Source organism: Pseudomonas sp. H9 (assembly GCF_004353925.1).
In the GTDB taxonomy this organism is placed as follows: Bacteria; Pseudomonadota; Gammaproteobacteria; order Pseudomonadales; family Pseudomonadaceae; genus Aquipseudomonas.
The window spans coordinates 1-17,840 of sequence record NZ_SMOK01000017.1 but is presented as its reverse complement, the minus strand read 5'-3'; the positions used below and the strand labels follow the sequence as shown (position 1 = coordinate 17,840).

Here is a 17,840-nt window from a genome sequence, read left to right as displayed (position 1 = left end):
CTCCTCAGTAACGGAACAGCCGCCAGGCCATCAGCCGGGCTACTGCAACGATCGCTTTGGCGATCACGTAGTAGAGCGCTGCTGCCAGGGCGAAGTATTCGAAGGTGCGGAAGGTCTTGACGTTGTAGTCCTGGGTCACGCCAGTGAGGTCGTTGTTCAGGCCGACGATTACCCCCAGCGAGGTCATCAACACTGCCCAGACCATCTGGTTGGTCAGCGGGTAGAACACCACCCGCAACAGTTGCGGGATGATCACCATGCGGTAGGCCTGGAAGGCGCTCATGCCTAACGAGCGCGCCGCCCGCATCTGCGTACCCGGTACGGCTTTGAGGCCACCGCGAAAGTTCTCGGCCAGATAACCCGCGTTATTGAAGGTGATCCCCGCCAGCAAGGCGATCCAGGAGCTGACATGCAGCCCCAGCGAACCCAGGCCGAAGTACAGGATGTAGATCTGGAACAGCGATGGCGTATTGCGTGCAATCGACACCCAGGTGTCGGCGAAGGCGCGCAGCACAGGCTGTTTGCCCGCGCGCATCACGGTCAGGGCGAGGGCAATCAGCACCCCGAAGATCATCGACAGCGCCGCGGTTTCGAAGGTGACCCAGGCGCCATTCAACATGTCGGGCAAGGCACGTAGGGCTGAACGCCATTGGAAGGTGTAGTCAAACATGCGCGGCTTTCTCCTTGCAGGCGGCAGGTTGCAACCAGGCCGGCAGGCGGCCGCTGGCCTGACCACTGCAGGCCGATTCGACACATTCGGCGAGGCTGGCGAAATGCACCGGGCGCCCGGCCAGACCCGGGCCGTAGTGGGCGTATTTGCCGGAGTTGGTCATCAGCGTGCGTGCTGCAGGCGGAATCACCGGCTCGCCGAGCATGCACCAGCAGGTGTCGGTCACCAGGGTGACGCCGAAGCGTTCGAGGCCGCTGATGTAGCCGGCAGCACGGGCCTGCTCAAGCACTGCACGGCCGCACGTGATTGCTACCACCACCTCGGGATGCTTGTGGCGGCCGTGGCAGAGTCGGCTCAGTGCTGCGAACTCGCTCAACGAGAAGTGCGGGTTGCCCAGCGACACCACATCCACGTGCGCTTCGTCAGCGCTGTTGAGCTCACGCCAGCTGTGCAGCAGCTCGTTCAGTTGCAACCGCTCACAGGGTAGAGCGATGCTGGGCTCAAGCACCTGCGCCGGGTTCAGCGCTTCGGGGGTGACCCCGGCAATGTGGAACAGTGGCGCAGCCGAAGTGGTGGCAAAGGCGGCGCCGAAGGCTTTGAGGTCGTCCAGGCTCGGGTGCGCCTGTTCCAGCCCGCGTACCAAGGGAATCCGTGAGCCGCTGAGCGCGCCAATGTGGTAACCGAGCAGTGGATAAAAACTGTCGTCCAGCGCGCCCAGTGGCGGCACCTCGACGATAAATTGCGCCTTGCGCAGGTCATCCAGGTGGCAGCCGATGCGCGGGGCACGGCCGGTGAGGGCGATGCAGATGTCGAGGTAGTCGGGGTACTTGAGCGTACGTGCACCCAGCACGCTGTTGGCGTAGACCACCGCATTGGATTCGGCCCACACCACCTGGTCGCCCAAGGCTGGCGCGCTGTCCAGCAGGTACGGGGCGCAGGTGAAGCTCAGTTGCGCACCCATGGCCATATAGGCATCGCCCAAGGCACTGGCCGGCTCGCCGAGTGCCGGGTCGATCCCCAACTCACGCCAGCGGCGCTGATCGACCGAAATCGAGTTGAGGGTGGTCGGCACCCGTACCTTGGCCCCCCACTGTACCAGTTGTTCGGCAAAGCGCAGGCTGGCCGGGCCGGTATAGATGCAGCCGTCGATATGCGCCTGGGTGATGTCGAGCAACTGTTCGGCGCCTTGCAGCTCGGCCATGCGCAGGACGATCTGCATGGCCAACTGTGCCGCCTGGCCGTGGCAGCCGTCGAGCAGTGCCTGGTCGAGTGAGGTAAGGGTGAGGGTGGTGTGGAACGGTGGGGCGCTGTGTGCAGGGGGCGGGGCGTGCCAGTGGTCGTCGGGGGCCTGGGCAAACAGGCTCAGGCGTTGCCCTTCGACCCGGGCAACGCCTGCAGCGGGGAGCCCGGCGAAGGCCTCCTTGCCGATGCACAGCACCGGCAGGGAACGCTGGAACAGCGTCTGTGCGACCAGCACGCCGAGGGTCAGGATCTCGTCGGCTTCGGCCAGTACCAGTGCTGCCGGTGCGTGGCCATTACTGATCAGTTCCATCATCACACTGCTGCCGGTGCACGAGCCACGCCCACTGGGAATGGCCAGTACGCGCCCGGCAATACATTGGCCGCTCAGTGGATGGTGGCGGTCGATCACTTCGCCGCTGAACGGGTCGACCCCGCCCCAGAAACTCAGCCCGGTGTCGGCGAACAGCAGTTCGCCCTGGGCCGCGCCCTCGACCAGGCTACGCCCGGTCAAGAGGTTGGGAGTGCTGGTCATACTGCGCACCTCAGTAGTAGACCTGTGGCACGGTCAGGTCGGTCGGGGCGATTTCGGTGCCCACCCACTTGGTGAACAGCTCTTTGTAGCGCCCGGTGCGCACTTGCTGGTTAACGAACAGGTCGAGGTAGCGCAGCAGGCCGTACTCGTTGCGCTTGGCGCCCAGCGACACGTAATCGATCACGTAGGGCGCGTTACCGGCGACCTTGAGGTTCTTGTACTTGCCCGACTTGAGGGTAGCGGCGGCGACGGTGTTGGTGACCACGGTCGCGTCGATATGGCCTTGGGCGACGGCCAGCAGGGTGTCGTTCTGCGACTGGTAGGCGCGGAAGCTGCCGCTGCCCCAACTCTTGACGTCTTTCTCCAGGGCGATGGCTTCATAGGTACCGCTGGTGTTACCCAGCGCCTTGCCTTTGAGGTCGTCGAAGCTGTTGATACCCGTGTTGTCGCGGGTCAGCACGACCATCTGAAAGGCGAAATAAGGCACGGTCAGGCCGACGGTTTTAGCCCGCTCCAAGGTATCGGAGGTGGACGCCACGATGACGTCGGCACGCCCCGAGATCAGCGCCGGGATACGGTCAGGGAAGGGGGTTTCGACCACTTCTGGCTCGACACCGAGGATCTTCGCCAAGTCGTTGCAGTAGTCCACATCGAAGCCTGCAGGCTTGTTGGCTTCATCGCGAAAGCCCATGGGTGGGAAGTCCAGGGTCACGGCGCAACGCAGCTTGCCGGAACCGATGATGTCATCGAGTTTGTCGGCCTGGGCGGTGGCAATGAAGGAGCTAGTGAGAACAGCGCTGAGGGCTACGGCAAAGGTACGGTTTTTCATAGAGGCCTCGTGTCGTGTGTGCTGTTAGATATCGTATTGAAGATTTCGTATACGATATTTTCTATAGCAATGGCCGTGCCTGTTTTGCTTCTGAAGTGGCAATTGGATGTCAGGCCGTGAAGTAGGGCGGCTGCGTGGAGGGCGTGTTGCTGTCGGGGCTTTTACAATGGTTTTTCGGGCTGCGGTCGGTGTTACAAATCGGAGCACTGCTCGCGCGCGGCGCCCCGTAACGGAACACTCAGCGCTGGCTGTCGCGGAATTGGCTCGGCGAAATGCCGGTAAGGGCGCGGAACTGGCGGCTGAAGGCGCTGTGATCGGTGTAACCGCAACGCAGGGCAATGTCGGTGATTGGCAGGCTGGGGTCTTGCAGCAGGCGCGAGGCTTCTTCCAGCCGCGCTTTGTGGATCATCTGTCGGGGTGTGAGCTGGAAGATGCGTTTGCAGTGGCGCTCCAGTTGCGCCACGGAAAGCCCGGCAATGGCGGTCAGTTCCGCGAGGCTGATGGAGCGGGAGAAATGGCTGCGGATGTGTGCGTCCACGGCGGCGAGTTTATCGAATGCCGGGTGGTTGGACTGCGGCAGTTGCAGGTCTCGCGAGATACCGGCGAGGCCGACGATGTTACCGTCGGTATCCTTGAGCGGACGTTTGTGGGTCAGGCACCAGATCGGCTGGTTGCCGAAGTACAGATGCAGTTCAAGCTGATCGGCCAGTTCCCGGCCACTGCTGAGCACACGGCGGTCCTGTTCGGTGTAGAGCGGGCCGAAACGCGCGGGGAAGACATGTTCGGCGGTGAGCCCGAGCAGGTCGTTACCGTGCTGACGGCCGCAGCGCCGGGCCAGAGTCTGGTTGACGAAGGCGTAGCGCGCCTCGCGGTCTTTGATGAAGAACACCACATCGTTGAGGGTGTCGAGCAGCGGTGCGATGCTGCGCAGGCTGCTTAGTAACGTCGGCAGGTCGCAAGGCGCGAAGTGGTTGAGCGTGGCGTGCATGCGTTGACGGTCCGGGGGCGATCGTCAGGATCATAGTGCGCCCCCGGCGTTACGCTCAAGCGTCGTGTGTGTCGTCCAGGCACAACAGGGTGTCGATGCGCGCCGGGCTGAACGGCGGGCGCGGTGCCGGGGTTTGCCAGCCGAACAGGTGTGCGGTCGCCGCACCACATACGCGGCCCTGACAGGCGCCCATGCCGCAGCGGCTGGCAAGTTTGGCCTCGCGCCAGTTGCGCTGGGTGGTGAGGGCGGCGTAAGGGACATCTTCGCAGCGGCACACCAGGGTATCGGCAGTCGCCAGCGACTTCAGCGCCGGGTCGAGGGCAAAGGCGCGGTTCAGCGCCTTGGCAAAACCATGCCAGCGGCTGCGGCGGCGCCACAATGACTGCGCCTGCTGACGGTCGCCAACGGCCGCATAGCCGGCAATCGCGCCCTCGACCAAGGCGCGCTCGCTGCCACCGAAGCCGGTGCATTCGCCTGCCGCATAGATGCCGGATTGCGAGGTCTGTTGCCACTGGTCAACACGGATCGCCTGATCGACTACCGCGCAGCCCAGGGCCTGGCCAAGCTGCGTGTTGGGGATCAGGCCGAACCCGCAGGCGAGCCGCTCACAGGCGACTTCCACCACCTTGTCATTAAGCTGCAAACGCACGCCTTCCAGGCGCTCGTTGCCGAGTGCGGCCAATACGTAGCTGGCGGTGCGGTACTGGCGGTCGAGCAGGCTGAAGGATTGCAGCAGCTTGCGCGGCCAGCGGGGTAATTGTGCGGCAAAGCCGGCAACGGCGGCGGTTGATGCTTGTTCGGCGATCTGCACGATTTGGGCGCCATTCTGTTTGGCCGTAGCCGCACTGGCCAACAGCAATGGGCCACTGCCAGCGATGACAATGCGTTGGTCGTGCACCGGCAGGCCACCCTTGATCAGCGCCTGCAAACCACCCGCGCCGGTTACGCCGGGCAGGGTCCAACCGGGGAACGGCAGCAGCAGTTCACGGGCACCGGTGCAGAGGATCAGGCGATCGTAGCGGATCTGCCAGCCGCGTTCGGCATCTTCTACCAGCAAGGTGTCCGGGGCGGATTGGGCAATCACCCGGGTGCCGGGGTAGTACTGCACGTTGGCGCAGGCCAGCACCTGCTCGCGCAATTGGCGTGCTTGAGCCGGTACGTTGGCCTTAGGGCCAGCGCGCCAGATCTGGCCACCCGGTTGCGGGTTGTCATCGAGCAGAATGATGCGGGCGGCAGTCGGCGCGGCAGCCTGGGCGGCGGCGAGCCCGGCAGGGCCGGCACCGATAATCAGCAGGTTGGTGTGTTCGTTCATGGCCATGTCTGCACCTGCATGCCGTCGCGGCACAGGGTCTGGCAGGCCAGGCGCCGGTGACCGTCGATGGTGACCCGGCATTCCTGGCAAATGCCCATGCCACACAGCGGCGCGCGTCGCTGGCCGCTCACTGAGGTGCGCGTGCAGCCATCGCCACCGAGCACCAGCGCAGCGGCCACGCTGGTGCCGTCGGCCACCCGCAGCGATCGGCCATTGAGGATCAGTTCAGGCATGGGCGAGTGCTCCGAGGAAACGGTCGGGTAGGTAGGCGTCGGCCGCCAGCGGCGGCATCTCGTCGAACAGTTGCGCGCACAGCAAGTCAGCGGTTGCCGGGGCGGTGGTAACGCCAAGCCCCTCGTGGCCCACCGCCAGCCACAGGCCTTGCTGTTGCGGGTGACGGCCCACCAGCGGCAGGCCGTCGGGGCTGGCGGCGCGAAAGCCGGTCCAGGCGCGGATACCGTTCAGGTGTGCGAGGTCTGGCATGTATTCGGTGGCGCGCTTGAGCATGCGTGCGAGCATCCAGCCTTCCACGGCCGGGTCGGTGGTGCCGAATTGGCGCGAGGCACCGATGAACAATTGGCCGGTCGGGCGCGGCTGGATATTGCAGGCAGTGGACGGGCCGCTGGCGTTGTGGGCACTGGTCACATAGCCCAATTCCACCAAGGTATGGGTGACAGTACCGGGGTAGCGGTCGGTGATCAGCAGGTGGCCCTTCTTTGGCTGAATCGGTAGCTCCGGGCACAGTTCGGTGGCTTGGATACCGTTGGCCAGTACCACCGCCTCGGCGTGCAACCACCGTCCATCGTCCAGGCACACGCGGTTGCCTTGTACGGCACTGACCTTGGCTCGGCGTTGTTCAATGCGCGGCGCTTGCAGCATCCACTGTGCCGTGGCCGGGGCGTAGAGAATGCCGTCGCCATTGATTAGCAAGCCGCCTTCCAGTCCTTCGCGCAGGGCTGGTTCACGTTGGCGCAGCGTATGGCCGGGCACCAGTTCGCAGGCCACACCCTGTGCTTGCAACACACTGAACTTGTGTTCGGCAACGGCCATTTCTTCGGCGTTGGCGGCCAGCCATAAAGTGCCGTTGCTGCGGTAGGCACAGGCCTCGGGCAGCTGCGGTGCCAGCTCACGCCAGCGCTGCAGCGAGTGTTGGCTCAGCGCCAGTTCCGCAGCGTTGTCATCGAGCACCAGCAGGTGGCCCATGCCGGCGGCGGTGGCGCCGTGCAGGCCGGCGTCGAGCACCAGTACCTGCAGGCCTCGTGCCGCCAGTGCCTGTGCGCAGGCGGCGCCGATAATCCCGGCGCCGATGATGATGACGTCGGCGTCACCCCTCACAGGCGAATGCCCCAGGCGAACGGATCATCGTCCTGCAGGATCAGCGTGGCTTCGGCGCTGATGTGCGCACGGCCGCGAATGGTCGGCACGATGCGTTCACCGTCGGCCTCATAGGAACCCTCGAACTGGCTGCCGATGACACTGGCCTGGCGCCAGACCTGAGCGGGTTGCAGCTTGCCGTCGGCGGCCAGGCAGGCGAGCTTGGCGCTGGTACCGGTGCCGCACGGCGAGCGGTCGTAGGCTTTGCCGGGGCACAACACAAAGTTGCGGCTGTCGGCCTGCGCGTCGTCGGCGAACAGTTCTATATGGTCAATCAGGCCGCCGTCTTCGCCGCGAAAGCCCTGGTCGTCGAGGGCTTGCTGCACGGCATAGGTGTAGCCGGTGAGGGCGTCGATGTTGTCGCCTGCTACCTGCAGGCCGTGATCGGCGATCAGAAAGAACCAGTTACCGCCCCAGGCTACATCACCAACCACCTGGCCGATGCCGGGCACTTCTAGTGTCAGGTCTTTGCGATAGCGGTAGGCGGGCACATTGCGCACGCTCACCGAGTGATCGTCGTGCAGGGTGGCCTGCACGGTGCCCACCGGGGTTTCGATACGGTGCACGCCGGGGCCGATGCGGCCCAAGTGTGCCAGCGACACCACCAGGCCGATGGTGCCGTGGCCGCACATGCCCAGGTAACCGGTGTTGTTGAAGAAAATCACCCCGGCACAGGCGCTGGGGTCGACCGGTTCACACAGCAGCGCGCCGACCAGTACATCACTGCCACGCGGCTCCAGCATGCAGGCGCTGCGCCATTGATCGTGCTGCTGGGCCAGGCGCTGACGGCGTTCGGCCATGCTGCCGGTGCCCAAGTCCGGGAAACCGTCGGTGACCAGGCGGGTCGGTTCGCCGCCGGTGTGGGAGTCGATCACGGTAATGCGTTTCATGGGGAGGCCGCGTCCGTTCAGGGAGGTGAACGACAGCGTGACGTGTTCGCGGGGCGGCAGGCTTGATGCGTTTAAGCGACGTGAATGACGAAATCAGCACAGACGGGTGGGAGCGGCGGTGCGGCGACCCGACTTGTCCCGCGATTGTAGTGTGTCAATTAAATTGCATCGCGGGGCAAGCCCGCTCCTACCGTTATCTGTGGGGCAGGTGTTCGAAGAGGGTTTTGCAGACGCCGGCGATGTGCTCGTCGAGCAGGGTCACCGCTCGTTCGATATCCTTGGCCCGGCAGGCTTCGAGGATTTCGCGGTGTTCGTGGTCGGCGCGTTCTTTGCCTGCCGACAGGCTCATCTGCATGCGCAGGTAACGCTCCAGTTTGTCGTTCACTGAACGGATCATGTTGACCAGAAACGGCCGCTGCGCCGGTTCGTACAGGCAAGCGTGCAACTCCCAGTTCAGCTCGGCCCAGCGCCCGACGTCGTTTTCGCCGACGAACTCCTGGCAGATGCGCTCGGCGCGGGCGAAGGTTTCTTCGGTCATGTTCGGAATGGCCAGGCGCAGGGCTTTGTCTTCAAGCAACATGCGCACTTCGAACATTTGCGCCAGCTCCGGCTCGGACATGCGCGTGACCATTGCCCCGCGATTACGCTGGAACATCACCAGGCCCTCGGCTTCCAGGCGCTTGAGTGCCTCGCGCACCGGAATCTTGCTGACGTTGAACTGACGGGCGATGTCGTCCTGACGGATCGCCTCGTCTTCAGCAAAGTGCCCGGCAATGATCGCATCGCGCAGGTGGCGGGTGATGATTTCCGAGGTCGAAGGCGTGTTGCCCAAGTCCGGGGCGTTGAGGCGGGGTACGGTCACGGTGGTGTCGTCCGAAGTTATTTATGGATATGGTATACGAAAATCGCGGGGCAAGCCCGCTCCCACTGGTAGGAGCGACGGTGCGGCGATCCGACTTGTCCCGCGATCTGGCATTACTTGCGCGCCTCAAGAATTAGGTTGAAGGGCGTCTGCGTCGCACGCCTGAACGAACGGAATCCCGCTTCCTCAAACACCGCACGCAAGCGCGCTTCCCCCGCTTGTGCCCCCAGCCCCAGGCCGACTTCCTGAGACAGTGAATTGGGTGTGCAGATGAACGTCGAGGCGGCATAGAACAAGCGGCCCACTGGTGTGCAGTTGGCATCCAGATTGTCACCGGCATAAGGCTCGACCAGCAACACCGTGCCATCGGCTTTCAGCGCTTTGAAGGCATGGCGGGCGGCACCTACCGGGTCGCCCATGTCGTGCAGGCAATCGAAGTAGCAGATCAGGTCGTAGTCATGGTCGGGAAAATCTTTGGCACTGGCTTTGACGAACTGTGCACGCTCGCCCACGCCAGCCTCGCTGGCACGCTGGTTGGCCACGGTAATTGACGGGGCGTGGTAGTCATAGCCGATGAACCGTGAGGCCGGGAAAGCCTGGGCCATGATCACCGTCGAGGCGCCGTGACCGCAGCCGACATCGGCGACCTTAGCTCCAGCCTTGAGTTTATCGACCACCCCGGTGAGTGTCGGCAGCCACTGGCTGACCAGGTTGGCGCGGTAGCCAGGGCGAAAGAAGCGCTCGGTGCCACTGAACATGCACGGGTGGTGGTCGCCCCAGGGCAGGCCGCCGTCGCCGCGCATGGCCGCAACCAGTTTGTCTTTGTCGTGGTACAGCGCGGCGATCACCGAAGCGCCGCCGGCAGCGTAGACCGGCGAGTCCTCGATGGCCAGGGCCATGGCTTGTTCTTCAGGCAGACGAAAACGGCCACCCTGATGTTCCATATAGCCGGAAGCTGCCTGGGCGCTGAGCCACTCACGCAGCAATCGAGCGTTGCAGCCGGTCTTTTCGGCCAATTGTTCGGGGGTGATGAACTGGCTGTCGGCCATGGCCCGGTACAGGCCCAGTTCATCTCCAAGTATCAGATTAGCGAGCAGGGCCGCAGCGCCCATGTCGTTGACCAGTTTTCCCATGAAGTCTTGCAGTTTGGCTTCGTCCATTGCGTGTTCTCCTGTGCGAAGTCCAACGACAACGGGGCCGTCACCGGCAGTGACGGCCTCGGGCCATTCAAGGTGAGGCAACTGTAAAGTCTAGTTCAGCGCGCCTGGCCGGACGCGCGCTCGCGCAGGGCTTTGCTGACCTTCGCCTGGATGTCGTAGGCCGGTGCTTCCACGGCGTCGAAGTCGCGTGAGTAACGCCGGGCGAACTCCGCTACGCCCCATTGCTGGTACTGCTGCACATGGTGCAGTTCATGGGCCCAGAGGGCGACATTGTCCTGGGCGTCGGCTTCGTTGCGAAAGACGATGATGTCGATCAGGGTCACGGCATTCACATCAGGGTTCTGCAGCAGCGCGTTGGCGCTGTCCAGTGCCTGCTGGTCACCGACTTTGTAGCGCGCGGCGTCGAGCACCTGGAAGTCGTAATACGGCTCAAGCTGGGCGCGGATGTGCAGCGGGATCGGCAGCACCTCACCGGCTGCTGCTGTGTCGCGGGCCTGTTGCAAGGCAAGGGCCAGTGAACTGCTGGCGAAGCGCCCGAGATCATCGAGCATGATGCCCGCTTCACCTGGGTCAATCGGCGAGCACAGGCAGCTGCCCAGGCAGATTTCATATTGGCCAGCCGGGCAGGCGGCGAGGGCGGGGAGCGGGGCGAGCAGGGCAACACCAAGCAGCAGCGCTTCAAGACCTTTCATGCATGGCCCCAGCAAGAAAATCACGGGAGGCCTTGAGCACTTCCTGCTGGCTCGCTTCAGTGGCCAGCATGCGCGCGATTACCAGCGCGCCCACGCACTGACTGAGCAGGGCCCAGGCAAGGTCTGGGTCTTCCAGGGTATCGGCCCAGGCACGTTGCAGGGTACGAAGCCAGTGTTCGGCCTCTTCACGAACCGGCAGCGGCGCCTGGGCAATCTCGGCACCGAGCGCTGGAATGGCACAACCGCCTTCCGGGTTGTGCACGTGGGCAAGGCTCAGGTACTGGTCCAGGCAGCGTTCGAGGCGTTGGCGGTTCATTGGCTGTTGGGCCATGGGGCTGAGCGACAGCTCGCGGCGTACCACTTCGGTGAACAGGTCGTCCTTGGACGGGAAATGGTTGTAGAACGCCCCGCCGGTGAGGCCGATGGCTTTCATCAGCCCGGCGATTCCGGTGGCGTTGAAGCCGCCACGCTTGGCCAGGGCGCCGCTGCTTTCCAGCAGCTTCTGCCGGGTTTGTTCTTTGTGGGTGGTGGAGTAACGCACGCCGACCTGCTCCGTATCACTGGCTTGACGAAGCCTGGATCATAGCATAGCGTTCGTTTACTAAATGATCGTTTACCAATGGAGGCGATGGATGACTCAGGGCAAGAAAGTGGTGTTGGTGGTGGGGGCCGGTGATGCCACCGGTGGAGCGATTGCCAAGCGTTTTGCCCGGGAGGGCTATATCGCCTGCGTGACCCGGCGCAGCGCCGATAAACTGCAGCCCTTGGTCGACGAGATTCGTGCCCAAGGCGGTGAGGCGCACGGCTTTGCTTCCGATGCGCGCAAGGAAGATGAGGTAACGGCGCTGGTTGAGCAAATCGAAAGCACCCTTGGGCCGATTGAGGCGTTTGTCTTCAACATTGGCGCCAATGTGCCGTGCAGCATCCTTGATGAGACGGCACGTAAATATTTCAAGATCTGGGAAATGGCCTGCTTTGCCGGTTTCTTGACCGCCCAGGCCGTGGCCCGGCGTATGGTGAGTCGTGAGCGCGGCACCATTTTATTTACCGGCGCCACCGCCGGATTGCGCGGCGCGGCCGGTTTTGCTGCGTTCGCCGGGGCCAAGCACGGCATTCGTGCGCTGGCACAAAGCATGGCCCGTGAGCTTGGCCCACGTAACATTCATGTCGCCCACGTGGTGGTGGACGGTGCCATCGACACGGCATTCATCCGCGACAGCTTTCCCGAGCGCTATGCCCTGAAAGAGCAAGACGGCATTCTTGATCCAGCACACATTGCCGACAGCTACTGGTTTCTGCATGCCCAACCCCGAGATGCCTGGACTTTCGAACTGGACCTGCGGCCGTGGATGGAACGTTGGTAAGCCTCTGACAACAACAAGGACATTGATCGATGAGCAAGACCGTTGAGTTCTTCTTTGACCTGGGCAGCCCGGCCAGTTACCTGGCCTGGACCCAACTGCCGTCGCTGTGCGAGCGTCTGGATGCACAGTTGCTGTACCGGCCGATGCTGCTGGGCGGCGTGTTTCAGGCAACCGGCAATGCATCTCCGGTGATGGTGCCGGCCAAGGCGCGCTATGTGTTTGCCGACTTTCAACGTTATGCCAAGCGCTACGGGGTGACCCTGGCGTTCCCTCCGGGTTTCCCAATCAACACCCTGAACCTGATGCGTGGCACCGTTGCAGTGCAGCTGTTCCAACCCGAACGTTTTGATGCCTACCTCAAGGCGGTGTTCACGGCGATGTGGGTGCAGCAACGCAACCTCGGCGACCCTGAGGTGCTGGCAGCGGTACTGCAAGAGGCGGGCTTCGACCCGCAGCAGTACCTGGCATGGACGGTCGACCCACAGGTCAAGGCAGCACTCAAGGACGCCACGGAAGAAGCCGTGCGCCGCGGTGTATTCGGTGCGCCGACCTGCTTTGTCGACGAGCAGATGTTCTTCGGCCAGGACCGTCTGGAGTTTGTCTGCGAAGCGTTGCTCTGAAGGGGTACAGCCAAGTGTAGTGGCATTATTTTCTGTAACTGTATGGTCGGCGCGGAACAAGTCTCCGTTAGTGTCATGACAGCCCCCTGAAACATCTGGAAAGCCTGCCATGCTCAGCTCAATCGACTTGATCACCGCGTTCGTGTTGTTCGCTTTTGTCTCCTCGATCACTCCGGGGCCCAACAACACCATGTTGTTGGCCTCCGGGGTGAACTTCGGTGTGCGTCGCTCCATTCCTCACGCCCTGGGCATCAGTGTTGGCTTCATGGTCATGGTGCTGGCGGTGGGCTTTGGCCTGGGTGAGGTGTTCAAGGCGTACCCGCCGATCTACACCGTGCTGCGTTATGTCGGCGCCGCCTATTTGCTGTACCTGGCGTGGAAAATCGCCACCTCCGGGCCGTTGTCGGCGAGCCATCCGGAAAGTCGCAAACCACTGGGTTTCTGGGGCGCGGCGGCCTTTCAGTGGGTCAACCCCAAAGCTTGGGTGATGGCCGTGGGGGCAATCACCACCTACACGCCTGCCCAAGGCTACGTCACTAACGTGATTGTGATTGCAACGGTGTTCGCCTTGGTCAACCTGCCCAGCGTGTGTGTCTGGGTAATGTTCGGTAGTGCATTGCGTACGGTGCTGCAGAATCCGCGCTGGTTGATGCTGTTCAATGTCTTGATGGCGGCATTGCTGGTGATTTCGCTTTATCCGTTGCTGTTTGTAGAATCGAGCTTTTCCTGAATGAGTAAGCTGGCACATGCAGTTGATTCCCTGGTCCCACGACACAAGTGCCGGCTTCACCTTGCGCGGCTGGCGCTCAGCCGCCAGCGGCAAACCACTGCTGCATTTTCTTCACGGTAATGGCTTCTGTTGCCTGGCTTACCAGCCTCTGCTGGCGCGCCTGGCCGACCACTTCGACCTGTGGCTGTGTGATGTGCAGGGCCATGGCGACAGTGATCACGGCGGCCCGTTTCAGGGCTGGAACCGCACTGCAGAATTGGCAATAGAAGCGTTCGAGGCGGGCCGTGCCGAGTACGCCGACGTGCCGCGTTTTGCCGTTGGCCACAGTTTTGGCGGGGTACTCACCGGGTTGATGTTGGCGCAGCAGCCGCAGTTGTTTCAGCGTGCTGTGTTGCTCGATCCGGTGCTGTTCAGCCAGTCGATGATGGGCATTATGGGCGCTGCCGCACTGGTCGGCCTGCACCGCCGTCACGCCCTGGCACGCAAAGCCGCCACTCGCCGCAGTCATTGGCCGGATCGCAGTGCCGCACGGGCCTCGCTGGAAGGCCGTGGCATCTTCAAGGGCTGGAGCGATTCGGCGCTGCAATCCTACATCGACCATGCCATCGGCGACTGCGGCGAAGGCGTGGTGCTCAAATGCCGCCCCAGCCGCGAGGTCGAGATTTTCAGCTCGTTCCCGCGGCGGATGTGGGCGTCGCTGACTCGGGTGCAGGCACCAACGCTGGTGCTTTACGGTGAGCACACCTATCCCTTTGTGCCGCAGTCGGTGCAGCGCTGGGCGCAGAGCAATCGTCACGTGACCGCGCAGCAGGTGGCGGGCGGGCATTGTTTCATGCAGGAAGATCCGGCGGCGTGCAGCGAGCAGATACAGGCGTTCCTGCAGGTGCACTGACCGGTAGGAGCGGGCTTGCCCCGCGATGCGGTGTATCAGGAAAATTGCATCGCGGGGCAAGCCCGCTCCTACCGGTTCGATCACTCAGGCGATATCGCTGGCTGCAAACTCGGCTGCCAGGAAGTCCAGCAAACTGCGCACACCCGGCAGCAATCCGCGCCGTGAGGCAAACACGGCGTGCACCACACCACACTCCGGCGCCCAGTCTGGGGTGACGCGCACCAAGCGCCCGCTGGCCAGGTCATCGCGCACTACCACCAGCGGCACATGCACTACACCGACACCGACCAGCGCCGCCTGGCGTAACACCATCAGGTCGTCGGTGACCAGTCGGGGTTGGTAGCGCACACTGGCGTGGACCGCATTTGGCCCTACCAGCTCCCAGTGATAATCGCGGTGCGGTTTGCCCCAGTGCATGCTCGGCAAGGCCGCCAGGTCGGCCGGTACCGGGCGCGCCGGCAGGCGTTCATGCAATTGCGGCGCGGCCACCAGGCATTGGGTGCTGTGGGCCAGCGGCTTCATCACCAGATCGCTGCTTTCCAGCGGCGGCACGCGCACGCGCAAGGCTATGTCGATGCCTTCCTGGATCAGGTCGATCTGGCGGTTGGTGCTTTCGATGTGCAGTTGCACCAACGGGCACTGGACCATAAAGCGCGTCAGCATGTCGCCGACCCAGAAATTCAGCAGCGCCGTGGGGCAGCTCAATCGCACGATGCCCTGCGGTTCGGCACGGTTGCGTTCGATCAGTTCGGCGGCGCTTTCCGCTTCGACCAGCATCGCGACGCAATGACGGTAATAGGCCTGGCCAATTTCGGTCACGGAAAAGTGCCGGGTCGAGCGCTGGATCAAGCGCACGCCGAGGCGCTCCTCGAGCCCGGCAATGCGCCGGCTGAGTTTGGATTTGGGCATGTCCAGGGCGCGGCCGGCAGGGGCAAAGCCGCCGTGATCGACCACCTGGGCAAAATAGTAAAGGTCGTTAAGGTCTTCCACCAGTGTTCTCCATATGGAACGCTGAGGGCAGTTTAACCGATCTACCGCCGATGTCGTTGCGCTCGTATGGTTATAGCCATCCACGAGAGGAGACATCTCATGAAAAAGATCCAAGGCGTTTACAGCAGCCCCAACCCGCACTGGGTCGGCGATGGCTTCCCGGTACGCAGCCTGTTCACTTACGACAACCTGGCTCAGCACATCAGCCCGTTTCTGCTGCTCGATTATGCCGGCCCGCATGACTTCACCCCGACCACAGCCCGTCGTGGCGTCGGCCAGCATCCACACCGCGGTTTTGAAACGGTGACCATCGTCTACCAGGGTGAGCTGGAACACCGCGACTCCACCGGTGCGGGCGGTCTGATCGGCCCGGGCGATGTGCAGTGGATGACTGCGGCCAACGGCATTCTCCACGAAGAGTTCCACTCGCCGGCTTTCGCTGCCAAGGGTGGCACCCTGGAAATGGTGCAGTTGTGGGTCAACCTGCCGGCCAAAGACAAGTCGGCTCCTGCCGGTTACCAGACCTTGCTGAGCACGGATATTCCGGTTGTGCCGCTGGGCGCCGGTAGCGGCTCGTTGCGGGTCATCGCTGGTGACTATCGCGGCCATAAAGGCCCGGCGCAGACCTTCACGCCAATGGACGTCTGGGACGTGCAGCTCAAACCCGGCACCCCGATACGTTTGCCTAGTGCGGCGGGGCGTAGCACGGCGCTGGTCGTTCTGCGCGGCAAGCTGCTGGTCAATGGCGAGCGTGCGGTGGGCCCGGCACAGCTGGTGCTGTTCGAACGCGCCGGTAACGAGTTGTTGCTCGAAGCGCAAACCGAGGTCTCGGTACTGCTGCTCAGTGGTGAGCCGCTGGATGAGCCGATCGTAGGCTACGGCCCCTTCGTGATGAACACCGAGGCGCAAATCGCCGAGGCCTTCGATGACTTCCGCGCCGGTCGCTTTGGCCAGATGAACGGGGCGGGCGGTGCCCGTCACGACAACTAGTCTGATAAACCCAAAGGCCGTCCTTTGGGCGGCCTTTAACCTGGGCTGCGAGCACAACTTGCGGTCTGAGCTCAAGGAGAATGTGTCATGAGTACATTTGCCAACGTTGCCAACTTCAATGGTCAGGTGCCGCGTATCGATCCAGATAACGCCGCGATGCTGCTGATCGACCATCAGAGCGGCCTGTTCCAGACGGTCAAGGACATGCCGATGACCGAACTGCGCACCAATGCCATTACCCTGGCCAAGGTCGCCAGTCTGGCCAAGATTCCGGTCATTACCACAGCGTCGGTGCCGCAGGGCCCCAACGGCCCATTGATCCCGGAAATCCACGAAGCGGCACCGCATGCCAAATACGTGGCACGCAAAGGTGAAATCAACGCCTGGGACAATGACGAATTCGTCAAGGCGGTAGAGGCCACTGGCAAGAAACAGCTGATCATCGCTGGCACCATCACCAGTGTGTGCATGGCCTTCCCGAGCATCAGTGCTGTCGCTGCAGGCTATCAGGTGTTTGCGGTGATCGACGCCAGCGGTACCTACTCGAAGATGGCTCAGGAAATCACCCTGGCGCGCATCATGCAGGCGGGTGTGGTGCCGATGGACACTGCGGCCGTGTGCTCGGAAGTGCAGCGCACCTGGAACCGTGCCGACGCACAACAGTGGGCTGAGGCCTATAGTGCAGTGTTCCCGCATTATCAATTGCTGATTGAGAGCTACCTCAAGGCACAACAGGTTGTGACTGACAAAGAGCAACTGGATTCCACTCGCTGATTCACCCTTACCGGTGCTTCAGGGTGCCGGCTTACCAACGCAAGGAGTTAGACCATGAGCAAGCCCTACGTTCGTCTGGACAAGAACAACGCCGCTGTCCTGCTGGTGGATCACCAGACCGGTCTGCTGTCGCTGGTGCGTGATATCGACCCGGACAAATTCAAGAATAACGTGCTGGCAGTAGGCGACCTGGCCAAGTATTTCAAACTGCCGACCATCCTCACCACCAGCTTTGAAACCGGCCCCAATGGCCCGCTGGTACCGGAGCTCAAAGAACAATTCCCAGACGCGCCTTACATCGCTCGCCCTGGCCAGATCAACGCCTGGGACAACGAGGACTTCGTCAAGGCCGTGAAGGCCACCGGCAAGAAGCAACTGATCATTGCTGGCGTTGTGACCGAAGTGTGCGTGGCCTTCCCGGCGCTGTCGGCCCTGGAAGAAGGTTTTGATGTATTCGTGGTAACCGATGCGTCGGGTACCTTCAACGCACTGACCCGCGACTCGGCCTGGGACCGTATGTCTCAAGCTGGCGCCCAATTGATGACCTGGTTTGGTCTGGCCTGCGAGCTGCACCGTGACTGGCGTAACGACATCGAAGGCCTGGGTACTTTGTTCTCTAACCACATCCCGGACTACCGTAACCTGATCACCAGCTACAACACCCTCACCAACGGCAAGTAACAGCGCCGCGTGAGCAACGGCCGGGCTGCCTGTGCAGCCCGGCCGTTTTCGTTTGTGCGCCAGGCATGGCGCGTTGCGCGTTAGCGCAACCAGCTTGGCTGTGGTGGCCTCGCTGGTGACTTGGAGGTGAAAGTCCTCTACACACCCGGCAAGGGGAAGTGTTAGCCAGAGGCAAGGGTGTCGCGGGTGACTGCGAATCTGAAGGAAGCCCGAGGCAAAATGCTGGCCTGACGAACAGGAAGCGGATA

20 protein-coding genes are annotated in these 17,840 nt (G+C 62.7%); 7 read left to right on the top strand and 13 right to left on the bottom strand.

Annotated features, from left to right (window positions below):
* Positions 1 to 4: 4 nt before the first annotated feature.
* The 12 genes from E1573_RS14015 to E1573_RS13960 form a co-directional block, all read right to left on the bottom strand.
* On the bottom strand, positions 5 to 670 hold the full coding sequence (locus E1573_RS14015) for an amino acid ABC transporter permease (protein ID WP_133214635.1): 666 nt from the start codon (positions 668 to 670) through the stop codon (positions 5 to 7).
* Positions 663 to 2,444 (bottom strand): aconitase X, encoded by a 1,782-nt coding sequence (locus tag E1573_RS14010; protein ID WP_133214633.1) that lies wholly within the window; start codon positions 2,442 to 2,444, stop codon positions 663 to 665. The genes E1573_RS14015 and E1573_RS14010 overlap by 8 nt, the downstream gene beginning before the upstream one ends.
* A 10-nt stretch (positions 2,445 to 2,454) precedes the next feature.
* Positions 2,455 to 3,273, bottom strand: a complete 819-nt coding sequence (locus E1573_RS14005; protein ID WP_133214631.1) for a transporter substrate-binding domain-containing protein — start codon at positions 3,271 to 3,273, stop codon at positions 2,455 to 2,457.
* Positions 3,274 to 3,511: 238 nt separating this feature from the next.
* Positions 3,512 to 4,261: an AraC family transcriptional regulator gene (locus E1573_RS14000; RefSeq protein ID WP_133214628.1), complete on the bottom strand. Its 750-nt coding sequence runs from the start codon at positions 4,259 to 4,261 to the stop codon at positions 3,512 to 3,514.
* Positions 4,262 to 4,316: 55 nt separating this feature from the next.
* Positions 4,317 to 5,573, bottom strand: coding sequence for an FAD/NAD(P)-binding oxidoreductase (locus E1573_RS13995; RefSeq protein ID WP_133215068.1), 1,257 nt, complete (start codon positions 5,571 to 5,573; stop codon positions 4,317 to 4,319).
* Positions 5,570 to 5,806 (bottom strand): (2Fe-2S)-binding protein, encoded by a 237-nt coding sequence (locus E1573_RS13990; protein ID WP_133214626.1) that lies wholly within the window; start codon positions 5,804 to 5,806, stop codon positions 5,570 to 5,572. The genes E1573_RS13995 and E1573_RS13990 overlap by 4 nt, the downstream gene beginning before the upstream one ends.
* Entirely contained in the window at positions 5,799 to 6,908 is a 1,110-nt protein-coding gene (locus tag E1573_RS13985; protein WP_133214624.1) for an FAD-binding oxidoreductase, read from the bottom strand. Before E1573_RS13985 ends, E1573_RS13990 begins: the two co-directional genes overlap by 8 nt.
* Positions 6,905 to 7,837 carry a 4-hydroxyproline epimerase gene (locus tag E1573_RS13980; RefSeq protein WP_133214622.1) on the bottom strand — a complete coding sequence of 311 codons (933 nt, stop codon included), beginning with the start codon at positions 7,835 to 7,837 and terminating at the stop codon, positions 6,905 to 6,907. The genes E1573_RS13985 and E1573_RS13980 overlap by 4 nt, the downstream gene beginning before the upstream one ends.
* Positions 7,838 to 8,030: 193 nt before the next feature.
* Positions 8,031 to 8,699 carry a GntR family transcriptional regulator gene (locus tag E1573_RS13975; RefSeq protein WP_133214620.1) on the bottom strand — a complete coding sequence of 223 codons (669 nt, stop codon included), beginning with the start codon at positions 8,697 to 8,699 and terminating at the stop codon, positions 8,031 to 8,033.
* A 113-nt stretch (positions 8,700 to 8,812) separates the two neighbouring features.
* Positions 8,813 to 9,859, bottom strand: coding sequence for a class I SAM-dependent methyltransferase (locus E1573_RS13970; RefSeq protein ID WP_133214618.1), 1,047 nt, complete (start codon positions 9,857 to 9,859; stop codon positions 8,813 to 8,815).
* A gap of 95 nt (positions 9,860 to 9,954) precedes the next feature.
* Positions 9,955 to 10,551, bottom strand: coding sequence for a DUF4157 domain-containing protein (locus E1573_RS13965; RefSeq protein ID WP_133214616.1), 597 nt, complete (start codon positions 10,549 to 10,551; stop codon positions 9,955 to 9,957).
* Complete coding sequence (locus E1573_RS13960) at positions 10,538 to 11,092, bottom strand: TetR/AcrR family transcriptional regulator (protein ID WP_133214614.1); 555 nt, start codon at positions 11,090 to 11,092, stop codon at positions 10,538 to 10,540. Before E1573_RS13960 ends, E1573_RS13965 begins: the two co-directional genes overlap by 14 nt.
* 91 nt (positions 11,093 to 11,183) lie before the next feature.
* On the opposite strand from E1573_RS13960, the gene E1573_RS13955 reads away from it, so the two are divergent.
* The 4 genes from E1573_RS13955 to E1573_RS13940 all read left to right on the top strand — a co-directional run bounded on the left by E1573_RS13955 (position 11,184) and on the right by E1573_RS13940 (position 14,157).
* Positions 11,184 to 11,915 (top strand): SDR family oxidoreductase, encoded by a 732-nt coding sequence (locus tag E1573_RS13955; protein WP_133214612.1) that lies wholly within the window; start codon positions 11,184 to 11,186, stop codon positions 11,913 to 11,915.
* Between the two features lie 29 nt (positions 11,916 to 11,944).
* The gene (locus E1573_RS13950; RefSeq protein WP_133214610.1) at positions 11,945 to 12,535 is read left to right on the top strand and encodes a 2-hydroxychromene-2-carboxylate isomerase; all 591 of its coding nucleotides are present in this window, start codon (positions 11,945 to 11,947) and stop codon (positions 12,533 to 12,535) included.
* A 109-nt stretch (positions 12,536 to 12,644) separates the two neighbouring features.
* Positions 12,645 to 13,265, top strand: coding sequence for a LysE family translocator (locus tag E1573_RS13945; protein ID WP_133214608.1), 621 nt, complete (start codon positions 12,645 to 12,647; stop codon positions 13,263 to 13,265).
* Positions 13,266 to 13,281: 16 nt separating this feature from the next.
* Positions 13,282 to 14,157 (top strand): alpha/beta fold hydrolase, encoded by an 876-nt coding sequence (locus E1573_RS13940; RefSeq protein WP_133214606.1) that lies wholly within the window; start codon positions 13,282 to 13,284, stop codon positions 14,155 to 14,157.
* 84 nt (positions 14,158 to 14,241) lie between these two features.
* Here the strand turns inward: E1573_RS13940 and E1573_RS13935 are convergent, their stop codons facing one another.
* Positions 14,242 to 15,150 carry a LysR family transcriptional regulator gene (locus E1573_RS13935; RefSeq protein WP_177494585.1) on the bottom strand — a complete coding sequence of 303 codons (909 nt, stop codon included), beginning with the start codon at positions 15,148 to 15,150 and terminating at the stop codon, positions 14,242 to 14,244.
* A gap of 96 nt (positions 15,151 to 15,246) precedes the next feature.
* Here E1573_RS13935 and E1573_RS13930 point away from each other — a divergent pair, with 96 nt between their 5' ends.
* The 3 genes from E1573_RS13930 (at position 15,247) to ycaC (ending at position 17,592) form a co-directional block, all read left to right on the top strand.
* Positions 15,247 to 16,137 carry a pirin family protein gene (locus E1573_RS13930; protein ID WP_133214602.1) on the top strand — a complete coding sequence of 297 codons (891 nt, stop codon included), beginning with the start codon at positions 15,247 to 15,249 and terminating at the stop codon, positions 16,135 to 16,137.
* Between the two features lie 87 nt (positions 16,138 to 16,224).
* Positions 16,225 to 16,911 carry a hydrolase gene (locus E1573_RS13925; protein WP_133214600.1) on the top strand — a complete coding sequence of 229 codons (687 nt, stop codon included), beginning with the start codon at positions 16,225 to 16,227 and terminating at the stop codon, positions 16,909 to 16,911.
* Positions 16,912 to 16,965: 54 nt separating this feature from the next.
* Positions 16,966 to 17,592, top strand: coding sequence for an isochorismate family cysteine hydrolase YcaC (ycaC, locus tag E1573_RS13920; RefSeq protein WP_133214598.1), 627 nt, complete (start codon positions 16,966 to 16,968; stop codon positions 17,590 to 17,592).
* The last annotated feature ends 248 nt before the right edge of the window (positions 17,593 to 17,840 follow it).